Origin of the sequence: Gabonibacter massiliensis, assembly GCA_001487125.1 — a bacterium.
GTDB classification, from domain to species: domain Bacteria; phylum Bacteroidota; class Bacteroidia; order Bacteroidales; family Marinifilaceae; genus Gabonibacter; species Gabonibacter massiliensis.
In genome coordinates this window covers 1,477,079-1,491,376 of sequence record LN913013.1, presented here as the reverse complement: position 1 = coordinate 1,491,376, position 14,298 = coordinate 1,477,079, and the positions used below count along the sequence as shown (strand labels likewise).

At 41.9% G+C, this 14,298-nt stretch carries 9 protein-coding genes and 1 riboswitch; of the genes, 6 read left to right on the top strand and 3 right to left on the bottom strand.

Features of this window, described 5'->3' with window-relative positions; all coding sequences use genetic code 11:
* Window positions 1–255 precede the first annotated feature (255 nt).
* On the bottom strand, window positions 256–2,412 hold the full coding sequence (gene fusA2, locus BN3283_RS10640) for an elongation factor G2 (RefSeq protein ID WP_059026627.1): 2,157 nt from the start codon (window positions 2,410–2,412) through the stop codon (window positions 256–258).
* A 222-nt stretch (window positions 2,413–2,634) separates the two neighbouring features.
* On the opposite strand from fusA2, the gene BN3283_RS10635 reads away from it, so the two are divergent.
* Window positions 2,635–3,339: a zinc metallopeptidase gene (locus tag BN3283_RS10635; protein ID WP_082027575.1), complete on the top strand. Its 705-nt coding sequence runs from the start codon at window positions 2,635–2,637 to the stop codon at window positions 3,337–3,339.
* Between the two features lie 179 nt (window positions 3,340–3,518).
* Here the strand turns inward: BN3283_RS10635 and metK are convergent, their stop codons facing one another.
* Window positions 3,519–4,808, bottom strand: a complete 1,290-nt coding sequence (gene metK / locus BN3283_RS10630; RefSeq protein ID WP_059026626.1) for a methionine adenosyltransferase — start codon at window positions 4,806–4,808, stop codon at window positions 3,519–3,521.
* Between the two features lie 394 nt (window positions 4,809–5,202).
* Window positions 5,203–5,395: riboswitch (cobalamin riboswitch) on the top strand.
* Here metK and BN3283_RS14540 point away from each other — a divergent pair.
* Both BN3283_RS14540 and BN3283_RS10615 read left to right on the top strand, forming a co-directional pair.
* A complete protein-coding gene (locus tag BN3283_RS14540; RefSeq protein WP_059026624.1) occupies window positions 5,353–5,544 on the top strand; it encodes a hypothetical protein in 192 nt (63 codons plus the stop codon). (Overlaps the previous riboswitch by 43 nt.)
* Before the next feature lie 29 nt (window positions 5,545–5,573).
* Window positions 5,574–6,950, top strand: a complete 1,377-nt coding sequence (locus tag BN3283_RS10615; protein WP_070807504.1) for a DUF5074 domain-containing protein — start codon at window positions 5,574–5,576, stop codon at window positions 6,948–6,950.
* A 71-nt stretch (window positions 6,951–7,021) separates the two neighbouring features.
* Here BN3283_RS10615 and BN3283_RS10610 read toward each other — a convergent pair whose 3' ends face one another.
* Window positions 7,022–8,665 carry an ABC-F family ATP-binding cassette domain-containing protein gene (locus tag BN3283_RS10610; protein ID WP_059026622.1) on the bottom strand — a complete coding sequence of 548 codons (1,644 nt, stop codon included), beginning with the start codon at window positions 8,663–8,665 and terminating at the stop codon, window positions 7,022–7,024.
* A 267-nt stretch (window positions 8,666–8,932) separates the two neighbouring features.
* Here BN3283_RS10610 and BN3283_RS10605 point away from each other — a divergent pair, with 267 nt between their 5' ends.
* The 3 genes from BN3283_RS10605 (at window position 8,933) to BN3283_RS10595 (ending at window position 14,287) form a co-directional block, all read left to right on the top strand.
* Window positions 8,933–9,499, top strand: coding sequence for an RNA polymerase sigma factor (locus tag BN3283_RS10605; RefSeq protein WP_052634466.1), 567 nt, complete (start codon window positions 8,933–8,935; stop codon window positions 9,497–9,499).
* A 161-nt stretch (window positions 9,500–9,660) separates the two neighbouring features.
* A complete protein-coding gene (locus BN3283_RS10600; protein WP_059026621.1) occupies window positions 9,661–10,797 on the top strand; it encodes a FecR family protein in 1,137 nt (378 codons plus the stop codon).
* An 85-nt stretch (window positions 10,798–10,882) separates the two neighbouring features.
* On the top strand, window positions 10,883–14,287 hold the full coding sequence (locus tag BN3283_RS10595; RefSeq protein WP_181416497.1) for a SusC/RagA family TonB-linked outer membrane protein: 3,405 nt from the start codon (window positions 10,883–10,885) through the stop codon (window positions 14,285–14,287).
* The last annotated feature ends 11 nt before the right edge of the window (window positions 14,288–14,298 follow it).

The following is a 14,298-nucleotide window of genomic DNA, read 5'->3' as shown; positions in this document are numbered from 1 at the left end:
GATGCAAAAATAGAAAATCCGAATCAATTTGCAATTGATTCGGAGGTGCGTAAAGCCCGAAAGTAATTTTAGATTTATGATGATGGTTCTGAATTTTCCCTCTTTAAAGCATAAATCTAAAATCCTCCTCCCAATCCATGCCTCCCCCAATCTTTTAATCTCTCGATCTCTAATTCTTGTCTTGCATTTGAAATCGGAAAGAGCTATCCCCAAATGCCGGGATAGCTCTTCGTACGGTTCGAAAAGGGTTCATCACTATTCGTCGGCTTCCTCTTCGTGGTATGCCTTAAGCAGCTCTTCCTGGATCTCTCCCGGAACTTTTTCATAACCGGAGAAACTCATCGTGAAGGTTGCACGACCACCGGTAATAGAGCTTAAAGCGGTTGAATAGCGTTGCATCTCTTTCAGGGGTACTTTTGCCATTAGCTTCTGAAATCCCGAATCGGCTTCCATTCCCATGATAATAGCCCGACGTGTTTGTAAATCTCCCATTACGTCGCCCATGCAATCATCCGGCACGAGGACCTCGACATCATAGATCGGTTCCAATATCTTGGGATTAGCCTGTTTGAAGGCCGTGCTGAAAGCGTTACGTCCGGCTAATTTGAACGAGATTTCATTGGAATCCACGGGATGCATCTTCCCGTCGTATACACATACCCGAATATCGCGGGCATAGGATCCGGTTAGCGGACCTTCTTCCATTTTTTCCATAATACCTTTCAAGATAGCAGGCATAAAGCGGGCCTCGATAACACCTCCGACAATACAGTTGTAAAATACGAGTTCCCCCCCCCACGGTAAATCTACTTCTTCCTTGTCTTTAATCGACATTTTGGTGTCGACATTATTGATCTTGTAAGATACCGGATCTGGCATTCCTTCGGTATAGGGTTCAATGACCAGGTGAACCTCTCCGAATTGTCCGGCTCCTCCGGATTGTTTTTTATGCCGATAATCGGCGTACGAGTATTTGGTGATGGTCTCCCGGTAAGGTATTTTGGGGGGGATGAATTCAATTTCGATTTTATCGTTATGTTCGATACGCCATTTCATGGTGTTCAGATGGAATTCTCCCTGTCCGGAGATAATCATCTGTTTTAATTCTTTCGAATACTCCACGTTGAAAGTGGGGTCTTCCTGGTGGATCCGTTGTAAAACCTCTGCCAGTTTTTCATCGTCGCTGTTATTGACGGCTTTTACTGCCGTCCTGAAGCGCGGGTTCGGATAAACGATTCGGGCGAATTGGTAATCGCAGTCTTTTGTGTTTAACGTATCCCCGTTTCCTGTATTTTTCAATTTCACGGTTGCCCCGATGTCGCCGGCCATCAGTTCGGTCACCTTTGTCCGGTTCTTTCCGGCGACGACGTAGAGTTGGGATATACGTTCTTTCGTGTCTGTATTTACGTTGTAAAGGTCGTCTCCTTCGTGGATGGTACCGGAAGCTACCTTGAAGTAGATAACTTCGCCCAAATGCGGCTCGACGGTGGTGTTAAACATGTAAAGAGAGGTCGGGCCTTTCTCGTCATAAGGAACTGCGACACCCTCTACCGTAACGGACGGAGGCATTTCATTGGCTTTCGGAGCGACGTTGATAAGGAATTCCATGAATCGGCGTACACACATGTCTTTTTCAGCAGATACGCAGAATACGGGGAACATGTCGCGGTTTACCAAGCCCTTCCGGATGCCTGAGCGCATCTCGTCTTCTGTCAGGCTGCCCTTTTCGAAAAATAATTCCATCAGGTTTTCGTCATTTTCTGCGGCGGCCTCGATCAGTGCGTTGTGTAATTCGTTGGCTTTTTCTTCTTCTTCCGCGGGAATGGGAAGTACGTCCGGTTTTCCTCCTTCAGGTTTCCATTGGTACATCTCCATCTTTAACACATCAATGACTTTATTGAAACCGGTACCTTGGTTTACCGGGTATTGAACCAGAACGACTTTAGAACCGAAAGCGGCTTTGGCTTGTTCCACCGTATGTTCGAAATTGGATTTTTCGTGATCTAATTGATTGATAACAAAAATCAATGGCTTGTTGAGTTTTTTGGCATGACGGCTAATGATTTCCGTTCCGACCTCGACACCTCTTACGGCATTTATGACCATTACCCCGGCGTCGACAACATTTAGCGCAGAGATAACTCCACCGACAAAGTCGTCAGCACCCGGAGTGTCTATGAAATTGAGCTTGTGCTCTTTCCATTCCGTGTATAGCACGGCAGGAAATACGGATGAACCGTATTCTTGCTCTACCGGACGATAGTCGGATGAGGTGTTTTTGGCACTAACGCTACCTCTGCGCGGGATGACCCCGCCTTCATACATCATGGCTTCTGCCAACGTGGTCTTGCCCGAACCGGAGCTACCCACTAAGGCAATGTTCTTAATTTCGTTTGGTTTATAGGTTTTCATTGTAATACCTTTAAAGTTAATATTTATATTACAAATAATCTCATAAAGATTCAACGATCACAAAGTAGTAAAGTTTTTATTAAAATACAATAGTTAATGTCATTCTTGGTGAAAATAGTATGTAATATGAGAGGAATGCTATATTTTTGTCAGGAAAACATGACAAAAATAATTTGGCGTGTTTTTTGTATGCCATTAGTAGAATCAAAATTTTAAATGTATATGACAGAAACAGCGATGAGACCCGATATTTGGATTTGGGTAATATTTATTGGATTTACTTTGTTAAGCTGGTTGATTAGCCAGCAATTGAAAAGCAGATTTAAAAAATATTCGAATATTCCCACGGCGAATGGAATGACGGGAAAAGATGTAGTTGAGAAAATGTTACGGGATAATGGGATACAAGGGGTGAAGATCGGGAGTGTTGAAGGACAGCTGACCGATCATTATAATCCCGCGGATAAGACCATTAACCTGAGTAAGGAGGTTTACTATGGAGCCAATATTGCTGCCGCTGCCGTTGCCGCGCATGAATGCGGTCATGCTTTACAGCATGCGAAGGCTTATCAAATGTTGAAATTGCGTTCTTCTTTGGTACCTGTTGTCAGCTTTGCCTCTCATTGGGTACAATGGATTTTGTTGGCCGGTATATTGATGGTAAATACTTTTCCCAGTTTATTGTTGATTGGCATCTGTTTGTTTGCCACGATCACTCTATTTAGTTTTGTCACCCTACCCGTGGAGATCGATGCCAGTCACAGGGCTTTGGTGTGGTTACGTTCCTCGGGAATTACCGATAACCAAACTCAGGGATATGCTTTCGATGCGTTGAAGTGGGCAGCTTATACCTATGTGATAGCTGCTTTATCCTCTTTAGCTACCTTACTCTATTACGTCATGATTTATTTGGGACGTAGAAATTAAAATAAATAAAGTCGGCTGATTTTAGCCGACTTTATTATTTAAAGACTTCAACTCGTCCGGTCTTTGACATTAAAAAATAATTTATGACTTACGATCGGATTCCTGATCTTGAATTTTAAAATCTACAATCATCGATCTTTTTTAATCACCCAATCATTAAATTAGTAATTATATTTAATCTACAATTGGAACGCTTTACGGATTGTCTCCACGTAATCTAATTTTTCCCACGTGAATAGTTCTACTTCTTTCTCGATCGTCGGCCAATAGTTCGAGGAGTATGTTTTTTTTACCATACGGGGTGTACGTCCCATATGACCGTAACTTGCGGTTTCCAAATATATCGGGTTGCGGAGTTTCAAACGCTCTTCTATGGCTTTCGGGCGCAGATCGAAAATCTCTTCTATTTTCCGGGCAATGTCGGAGTCGTTCAAATTTATTTTTGCTGTTCCGTAAGTATTCACGAAGATACCGACTGGTTTGGCTATGCCGATGGCGTAAGAGATCTGGATCAGAATTTCGTCGGCAATTCCGGCGGCAACCATATTTTTAGCGATGTGGCGAGCGGCGTAGGCTGCAGAACGGTCTACCTTGGATGGATCTTTTCCCGAAAAGGCACCTCCCCCGTGTGCACCTTTACCTCCGTAGGTGTCTACAATGATTTTTCTTCCGGTAACGCCGGTATCTCCATGAGGACCCCCGATTACGAATTTTCCGGTCGGATTGACATGTAAAATTAGATTTTCATCGAAAAGAGCTTGTACCCGCTCCGGCAATTGAGCTTTCACTCTCGGTAAAAGGACGTGAATGATATCCTGCCGGATTTGGTTAACCATTTCTGCATCTGCGGTTAATTGCGCTTCAAGTGTTTGTTTTTCGGGATGAATAAATTCGTCATGCTGGGTGGAAATCACGATCGTGTGAATCCGTAACGGTTTATTATTGTCTCCGTATTCGATGGTTACTTGCGATTTGGAATCGGGACGAAGGTAAGTCATTTTCTCCTTTTCTTTCCGAATCCGTGCCAACTCGTATAATAAAAGGTGTGATAATTCTAAAGACAAAGGCATATAGTTGTCTGTTTCGTTACAGGCATACCCGAACATCATGCCTTGATCTCCGGCCCCTTGTTCCATCGGATCCTCTCTTACCACTCCCCGGTTGATGTCGGGTGATTGTTCATGAATGGCACTTAGTACGCCACAACTGTTTCCGTCAAACATGTACTCGCTTTTCGTGTAACCGATGCGGTTGATCACATCGCGGGCGATTTGTTGGACGTCTACGTAGGTGTTGGTTTTTATCTCTCCGGCAATGACGGTTTGTCCTGTTGTGACTAACGTCTCGCAGGCTACTTTCGCATTGGGGTCGAAGGCGATGATCTTGTCGAGAATCGCATCTGAGATCTGATCGGCCACCTTATCCGGATGGCCTTCGGATACGGATTCTGAAGTAAATAAATATCCCATACTGATTATAAGTTAATTTTTGATTAAACCATTTCGTGTCGTGATTTTGAGGTTGTTAATCCTTCAATCACATACATTTAATTGTTATTTGTCAACGGAAAGTACATGGATGGTTGAATCAGAATCGGTTCGCGTTTTAGCACTTTTTTTCCGTGGTTGCAATCAGCCAAATCTTTCCACTTTTTTCGGAGACAAAGATATGGAATTTATTCGGAAGAAATCTTGCTTTACAAGATAAATAATCAAAATAAATGTTCTCGTGATGTGGAGTTCAATACTTTGCTGCGGCGGATGCTTTTGTCGGCATGCAATATAAGGGTTTGATTGTAAACGATAAGAGGGAAAATGAATAAAAAAAATCATCAAAAGGCTCATTTATTGTTAATAAATAATTATTTTTGAGCTGATTTTAGGTGAAGGTGTGATCTGTTAAGACGACCTGAGAGGGAATCCCGTTGGAATCGGGAGCTGTACCCGCAGCTGTAATCTTCGGTATTCATTCTACTTCTGACCACTATTCCTATCGGAATGGGAAGGTAAACGGATGAGAAGAGAGCCAGAAAACCTGCCGAATATTGTTATGGACCGTTTCGGGAGTAAGACGGAAGTAATTTTACAGATATGCTGTCAAGATTTTTATTTGCCGGTCGAAAAAGAATTTGCCGTGTCAGAATCATTTTTCGTGTACGGGAGATTTCGTGAAGATACGGAAGCCTATGTATGTAATGACATATGATTTATTTATTAATTAACAAAAAATTGAAAATGAAAAAATTGAGTTTATGGTTCGGTAAATTATGCCTTTTTACGGGAATTGTTATGTCTCTTTTGGTCGCTTGTGAAAAAGATGACGTTTCTTCTGCTCCGAAAATTGAAAATATGGGAATATCCGGTGATACCATTGTTGCACAGGGAGAAAATTTCGTGATAACTCCTGCGGTGAAAGAGACGGAAGTTATAAGCTATGAGTGGAAAATAAATGGTAAACGGGTTTCGGAAGAGAAGAGCTATACGTTTGATGCCACGATGCTCGGTACCTATACCGTGGAGTTTGCGGTAAGCAATAAGGTGGGTCGGGACCGGATTTCATTTGCTGTGGATGTCCGGAAGTATGCGGGAGGTTTTTACGTGGTGAATGAAGGAAAATATCCTGATCCCGGAAGTGTAAATTATTATAAAAAAAAGACATGGTCGCAAACTGTTTTTGAGACAAACAATACGGGGAAGAACTTGGGAAAGACGACCACGAATGGCGTCGTTTTTGAGGGAAAGATGTATCTCGTTTCGAAACAGGAATGCTTTCTTTCTCGCGTAAATATCATGGATTTTAAGGAAGAAGCCAGAATCGAAGACGATGAAAACGAACCGATTGGAATGAACGGTCAAGCATATAATTTTTGTATCGTAGACAAGACTACGGGCGTGTTGACAACGAATCACGGGGCCTTGAAGGTAAATCTCACTTCTTTGAGTTTGGGCGAGCGGTTGGAGGGGATGGATAAAAATTATCTGAATGATGATACGTATTGTGGTGATATCCTTAAGGCCGGAGAGTATGTTTTTTTGATCAACAATGGAAAGATAAAAGTATACAGAGCATCCGATCTTGCTTTCGTAAAAGAATTGGGAGCAGGAAAATCCGGTTTTGTGCAGACGAAAGACGGTTCTTTATGGGCAACCAATGAGAACGAGTTGGTGAAGATCGATGTACGAAGCTTAAAAGTAGAGAGAACTGTTTTGGGCGATGATATTTCCGTCTATTATGATCGTTCCTCTTCGTACAGACCTGCGACTTTCGCTGTTTCTACGGATGGAGAAACCCTGTTCTTTGCCAAAGAGAAGAAAGAAGGATGGAGTATATACGGAAAAGAGATTTGGAAATTCGATGTCGTTTCCCGCAAAGCTGCAAAATTTTATTCGGCTCCTTCTGCGGATCTTTCCGTGTACGGATCGGCGTTAAAGGTGAATCCGAGAACCGGGGATCTTTATATCACGTATACGGAAGACGGTTATAGTACTCATTATTTGAATACGGCTATTTATGTTGTTGATGGCAAAAGCGGACAAGAAAAGGAGAAAATATTCTACACGAAAGAGAATGAAGATACCTATTGGTTTCCTTCTGTCATCGTGTTTGATTGACAGGTGCTAAAAAGAGAGGGTCTCCTGATTTTTCATACATGCGAGAGATGAAAAACGGGAGACCGTTTTATTCATTGTTTTTTGCGTTCTATCTCCCGTAGGTTTTCCATCTTTTTCTTTTGTAAAAAGCCGTGGATATCTTCTAAATGTTCTTTGACCCGTTTATTCCCGAATTCGTATACTTTTTTCACTAATCCGCTTAAAAAATCCCGGTCGTGTGATACGACAATCAGGGTTCCGTCAAAATCGATCAAGGCGTTTTTTAAAATATCTTTGGTTTTTAAATCCAAATGGTTGGTCGGCTCATCCAAAATCAACAGATTCACCGGCGATAGAAGGAGTTTAATCATGGCTAAACGGGTTCTTTCCCCTCCTGATAAGACTTTGACCCTTTTGTCGATATCGTCGCCGCTAAACATAAAAGCCCCCAATAAATCTTTGATCTTGCTTTTTAATTCGCTTGGTGTAACGTCGTCTACGGTTTGATAGACCGTCAGGCTTTCATCCAATAACGAGGCTTGATTTTGGGCGAAATAACCGATTTGTACGTTATGTCCGAGGTTTAGCTTTCCCGTGTAGTCGTCAATTTCTCCCATAATACATTTTACCAGCGTGGACTTTCCCTCTCCGTTGCGTCCGACAAAAGCGACTTTCTCCCCTCGCTCGATAGTGAAATGCGCCCCCTCGAATACCGCGTGATCTCCGTAACTTTTAGACAAATACTGAACAATAACCGGATAATTACCGGAACGGGGTGCGGGTGGAAATTTTAATCTTAAGGCTGAGGTATCCTCCTCATCTACTTCTAAAATTTCTAATTTTTCTAACATCTTCACCCTGGACTGAACCTGTAATGTTTTGGAATAAGTTCCTTTAAAACGTTCGATAAACTCTTTTGTTTCGGCAATCATTTTCTGTTGTTCGTCATAAGCTTTTTGTTGCTGTATACGCCTCTCTTGTCGCAGAATGAGATATTGCGAGTAATTTACCTTGTAATCGTATATCCGACCCATGGTGACTTCTATGGTTCGGGTGGTGATATTGTCGACGAAAGTCCGGTCGTGTGAAATAACAACGACCGCTTTTCCGTTATTGATAAGAAACTCTTCCAACCATTGAATGGAATCGATGTCCAGGTGGTTGGTTGGTTCGTCTAATAAAAGCACGTCCGGATTTTTCAGTAGCATTTTAGCCAATTCGATGCGCATTCTCCATCCTCCGCTGAAATCACCGGTCGGGCGGTCGAAATCTTCCCGCTGGAAGCCCAATCCGAGAAGGATTTTTTCAACGTCGGCCTCGTAGTGAGTAGCATCGATACTGTAATATTTTTCACTTAACGTGGAGACCTCCTCTATTAACTTGTAATACTCCGGGGAGTCATAGTCTGTTCTTTCGGTTAGTTGTCGATTAAGCTCTTCTATTCGTTTCTCCATGGCGAAAAGGTGGGCGAAAGCCTGAGAGGTTTCTTCGAATACGGATCGGCTGTTCTCGGTCATTAGGTGCTGAGGCAGATAGGCTATAACCGTGTCTTTGGGTATGGAAATATTACCCCGGTTGGGTTGCCGTTCTCCCGCGAGTATTTTCAACAGGGTCGATTTGCCCGCCCCGTTTTTTCCCATTAGGGCAATTCGATCTTTCTCGTTAATGACAAATGATATATCCTTGAATAAAGCTCTGTCTCCAAATTCTACCGTCAATCCGTCTACTGAAATCATACATTAAAGTTAAAAATACCTGAACAGATTATTAAGCGTCGAATAATTTTCTATTTAACGCTTGTTTTTAATTGCGGTGCGAAGATAGAATAAATTATCTGTTTGGCAAGGTTATCCGTTTGTAGAATAGTCTAAAGAACGAAGCGGTTTAGTAATTTCTCTTTTTCGCGATGAGGTCGTTTTAAGAAATATTATAGAAATTGAATTGTGATCTTTGGATTATTAACTATTTTTGCTCTAAAGATGCTTTATCCAAAACGATTAAAAATGGGTGTGTTAAAAATTCAGGAACGGGTAGAAATAAGACAATTGTACCGCGATTATTATGAGCCATTGGTGTTGTGGGCGGATACGATTGTGAAAGATATGAGTTTGGCGGAGGATGTCGTGCAGGAATTTTTTATTCGTTTGTGGGAAAAAAGGTTATACGAGCATTTAAGACAGGAATATTTAAAGTCTTACCTGTATACTTCCGTACGGAATTTAGCTTTGCGGAAATTGCAAAACAAAAAGAAAATAGAGAATTTACCTGATATCGCGCTCGTGGAGAGAGTGTGGGAGGAAGTTGATCATACGCATGACGAACTCATCAAGCGTGTTATGGATGAGATTCAAAAACTCCCCCCCAGAAGCAGAGAGATACTGGAGTGCGTCCATCTGAAAAATATGAAATATGCCGAGGTAGCGGAAGAGATGGGAGTCTCCGTTTCCACGGTTAAAACGTTATTGGTTCGTTGCGTGAAATCTTTACGTCAATCTGTAGAAGGAAGTATATTACTGTTTTATATTTGCGTGGTTAACAAGGTTAAATACACTGTCGTTTCCAGGAAATAATCAAAAAATAATCTTATACCGGTCTTAGAACAAGTGGTCTTTGCTAAATAATGGCAAAGGCTATTTTTATTTTATGATAATTTTTTTCATAAAAAATATAATTCGTTGTCAACCGTTTTAAAGAGTCATGTCTATTATTAATAAAATAATAAAAATAGGATATGAAAGAAGAGGATTGGGATATAAAATTATTGGATTACATCACCGGAGAGGTAATTGATGAAAAAGAGAGGCGGAAGATCGAGTTATGGATCGCCGAGAACGATAAGAATCGAGCCTATTTTGAGCAGATACAAATCGATTATCTGAGGCAACGCTGGTTCTTCCGGAGTAAATTGATCTGTCGTAAAGAGCCCTTGAAGCTCCGTTCGAGAAGAAGGCATTTGGTATATATTACTTCTGTAGCCGCTTCTCTGTTATTGTTAGCGGGCTTCTTTGTGTTACGGAACGGGGAGGAGAGAGTTCCGGTTATGAAGGGCTATGCCGGAGAGATGATCACCCCTGGAACTTTTAAGGCGAAACTGCTTCTCTCTTCCGGGCAGGAGGTGGTATTGACGAAAGGGAAGGGCGTGATTAGGGAGCAGGCGAAGGTGCGGGTATTGACCAATGAGTCGGGGGAGTTGGTTTATCAACCGCAAGAAGATACTCTTCAAGAGGAGGTGTACAATACTCTTTCGGTGGAACGGGGATGCGAATATAAAGTAAACTTCTCGGATGGTTCTGTCGCCTGGGTAAACTCGGCCACTGAGATAGAGTATCCTATTGTTTTCCTGGGGGATAAAAGGGTGGTTAAGCTAAAAGGAGAAGCTTATTTTCAGATTAAATCCGACGCTCAAAAGCCTTTTGTCGTTTTGGCCGATGGTGTGGAGGTGAAAGTAACGGGCACGGAGTTCAACGTGAATACCCATTGGCATAACTCGGTGGAAACGGTATTGGTGAAAGGCGAAGTTTACGTGAAAAAGGATAGTATGGAATTACAAATGAGACCTTCGCAACGGGTGGTTTACGATCCGTCCAAAAATGAAATGTACAAGGAGGATGTGAATGTTGAGAAATATATCGCTTGGAAAAACGGGGATTTTATATTCAGTGAAGAGCGATTGGAGGATATCATGGATAAACTCTCTTTGTGGTATGATTGTCATGTCTTTTTCAAAAATCAGGCATTGAAAGAGGAGCGTCTGTCCGGAGATATGAAAAAATACGGTAAGATAGAAGAGTTGCTTCACTTCTTTGAGAGCAGTATGGATGTGAAATTTAAAATAGAGGGAAAAACCATTATAGTTGAAAATAAATAAAAAACGGAAGGATCGGCCAATCCTTCCGTTTGTAGCAACATTATCGACGATGATAATGCTCATTAATAATCTAAATTACAAATTTATGAAAAAAAATGAAGATCGTAAAGAAAATTTACGGCCCAATCAGAAAATCTTTAAAGTCATGAAAATCACTTTATTTCTGATGTTTGTGCTCATGTTCCAAGTGAAAGGAGAAATTTTTTCTCAAAATCAGCGTGTCAACCTGGATTTGGAGAATTGTAGCGTGGAAGAGTTTTTTAAAGAGATTAGAAAACAGACGGGAGTTCGCTTTATGTACAAGAGCGAATACGTGAAAAAAATGTCTCGTTTCGATGTCAAAGCAAAAAACAGGGAATTGAAAGAATTGTTGGATGACGTGTTCAAGGGTTCCGGGCTGATGTGCTTATTTGAAGAGAATGTTATCGTGTTGGTGAAGCAAAATACGGTGGAACTCCAGCAGAAAGAAGGGAAGAAGATAAAAGGAAGGGTCATCGATAAAAAAGGGGCTCCCATGGTCGGGGCGACTGTCCTTATAAAAGGGACAACAAGAGGGGTTATGGTCGATACTGCCGGTCGTTTTTCACTTGTATTGCCGGATATACCCGATATGACGCTTGTATTTCGTTTTATCGGGATGGAAACCAAAGAGATAAAATTGAAGGATATTAAGGATGAAGAGGTTTTAGCCGGAAAGAAAGATTACGTGGTGACCTTGGTTGAATCGGTAGAGAGTCTGGATGACGTGGTGGTTACCGGATATGCCAATGTCAGGAAAGAGTCTTACACGGGAACGGCTATTCGAGTCGAGGGTAAGGATATATTGAAAGTGGCCAATCGTAATATTATTTCGACTCTTCAGGTTTTCGATCCCTCTTTTCGTATCATGGAAAATAATGTTATGGGATCCAATCCGAATGCTATTCCGGAATTTTATATCCGGGGACAGTCCGGTATCGGTAATTTGAACCTTTCGGATATCAGTGAGACCAGAACGAAGAATAATCCGAACCTGCCTATTTTTATATTGGACGGATTGGATGTAAGTGTGGAGAAAATCTATGATATGGACCCGAATCGGATTCATAGTATCACGATATTGAAAGACGCCGCGGCTACGGCTGTATACGGATCGCGTGCTTCTAACGGTGTGGTTGTTATCGAAACGGTAGCCCCGAAAGCCGGAAAATTTAATATTACCTATAATTTGACGGGAACCATTACGGCCCCCGACCTTTCCAGCTATGATTATTTCGATGCGGCTGAAAAGTTGGAAGTGGAGAAATTAGCCGGTTATTATGAGATCAACCCGCCCAATAAGGGGATTCGTCAGGTGTATTCCGAGCTGATAAAGAAACAAATGGCTTTGGCCAAAGGAGTGAATACCGATTGGTTGGCTTTACCTTTACGTGTGGGATACAATCATAAACACAGTGTGGCCATTGACGGCGGTAACGATAATATCCGTTATGGGATCAATCTTTTTTATGACCAGCAAAAGGGAGTAATGAAGAAAGATTTACGTAGCCGGCTCGGGACGGAATTGCGTATCGATTATCGATTGTCCAATCTGAATGTAATTAATAGGATTTCTTTTAATAAGGTACTTGCCAAAAATTCGCCTTACGGTACTTTTTCCGATTATGTAAATCAATTGCCGTATAATGAATTGTATGATGAGTTTGGAAACTATCTTTATAAATTCAACACCTGGCATAGCGGTTCCATTTATGTTAACCCGATGTACGAGGGAGCGGAAACGAAGAACTTCGGCAAGACGACCACGGAAGAGTTCTCCGATAACCTGTTGATAGACTGGTATCTGAACGAGCATCTGAACATTAAGGCTCAAATCGGCTTTACCCGGACGACCACTTCCGGAAAAAACTTTACCGATCCGGCTTCCGGTAAATATTTTAGCGGTTCGGATGATACTCCGAAAGGAAGTCTGTCGACCTCGGAAGGGAAAGCTTTCGACTGGACGACTAATTTGCAGGTACTTTATAACCGTTCTATCGGTGTTAATCATATCAGCGGTTCCATCGGTATAAATACGACCGAGAAATATTACTCTTCCGTGGGTATCAACTACAGGGGATTCCCTTCGGGAAGTTTAAACTCGATCATGTATGCCCAGGAGATCGTGGGGAAACCTTCAGAGTCGGACAATCATACTCGTTTAGCCGGGGCTTTTGTCCGTTTGAATTATTCTTATAACGATATCTATCTGTTTGACGGGTCTTTGCGTTTTGACGGCTCTTCCGAGTTCGGTTCGGACAAAAAATTTGCGCCTTTCTATTCGGCAGGTTTCGGGGTGAACTTTCATAATTATAAATTTTTAAAGGGAAATCCGGTGTTGACGCAACTAAAATTGACCGGAACTTTCGGTCAGACGGGTAAATTGGATTTTGAACCTTACGCCGCGAAGGATGTTTATGAAATTTTCTCCGAAAATTGGTATGCTACCGGGATGGGAGTCAAGTTGATGGCGTTGGGAAATTCCGATTTGAAGTGGGAAAAGAAAAACAGTTACGACCTGAAGTTGGAGGTAGATCTTTATAACGGGTTGTTTTATGCACAGTTCGGTTATTATAATGCGGTTACAAATGATATGATTACGCGAATAGCCGTACCTTCCTCTTTCGGATTTACCTCGTATTACGATAATATGGGCAAGGTGGAAAATATCGGTTATGAACTGAATATTAAGTCTAATCTCGTTCGGACGAGGGATTGGTTCGTGGGGGTATATGGGAATATGGCACATAATAAAAATAAGATTTTGAAGATCGCCAACTCGTTGAAACGTTATAACGATATGGTGGATGACTATTATTCTGATTACAGGGGATATGATGCGAAATACGCGAAACCTTTTACCAAATACGAGGAGGGCGGATCAACAACCTCTATTTACGGAATGAAATCTTTGGGGATAGATCCTTCCAGCGGACAAGAAGTTTTCGTGAGAAAAGACGGGACCATCACGTACGAGTGGGAGGCCAACGAACAGCAGATATTAGGGAATACCTTACCGGATATACAGGGGGCATTCGGAATAAATCTCCAGTGGAAAACCTTGAGCCTTTTTGCCAGTTTTATGTATGAATTCGGGGGACAGGCTTATAACGAGACCATTCCTACCCGCATAGAGAGCGTGGATTTATATAACTACAATGCGGATCGGCGCGTGCTCACGGATAGATGGATAAATATAGGAGATATTACTCCGTTGAAAGATATTGCCGATCGAACGAATTACTCTCGTCCGACGTCCCGTTTCGTTCAAGATAATAATTTGTTGAAATTTAATTCTTTAAGTGTTGCGTGGACCGTGACGGAAGGATTCGTGAAAAAATTGAGGATGAGTCAGTTTAAATTGCAATTCACGATGAACGACGTGGCTTATTGGTCGACCGTAAAGCAGGAACGGGGAACCAGCTATCCTTTTGCCAGGAATTTTGATTTTACCTTAGGTATAAGTTTCTAACTTTAAAATAG

What these genes read in the sequence shown, in the direction of transcription:
- BN3283_RS10595 (WP_181416497.1), top strand. Translation starts at nt 10,883, where the DNA reads ATGAAAAAAAATGAAGATCGTAAAGAAAATTTACGGCCCAATCAGAAA.
- BN3283_RS10605 (WP_052634466.1), top strand. Translation starts at nt 8,933, where the DNA reads ATGGGTGTGTTAAAAATTCAGGAACGGGTAGAAATAAGACAATTGTAC.
- BN3283_RS10610 (WP_059026622.1), bottom strand. Translation starts at nt 8,665, where the DNA reads ATGATTTCAGTAGACGGATTGACGGTAGAATTTGGAGACAGAGCTTTA.
- BN3283_RS10635 (WP_082027575.1), top strand. Translation starts at nt 2,635, where the DNA reads ATGACAGAAACAGCGATGAGACCCGATATTTGGATTTGGGTAATATTT.
- BN3283_RS10615 (WP_070807504.1), top strand. Translation starts at nt 5,574, where the DNA reads ATGAAAAAATTGAGTTTATGGTTCGGTAAATTATGCCTTTTTACGGGA.
- metK (WP_059026626.1), bottom strand. Translation starts at nt 4,808, where the DNA reads ATGGGATATTTATTTACTTCAGAATCCGTATCCGAAGGCCATCCGGAT.
- BN3283_RS10600 (WP_059026621.1), top strand. Translation starts at nt 9,661, where the DNA reads ATGAAAGAAGAGGATTGGGATATAAAATTATTGGATTACATCACCGGA.
- BN3283_RS14540 (WP_059026624.1), top strand. Translation starts at nt 5,353, where the DNA reads ATGAGAAGAGAGCCAGAAAACCTGCCGAATATTGTTATGGACCGTTTC.
- fusA2 (WP_059026627.1), bottom strand. Translation starts at nt 2,412, where the DNA reads ATGAAAACCTATAAACCAAACGAAATTAAGAACATTGCCTTAGTGGGT.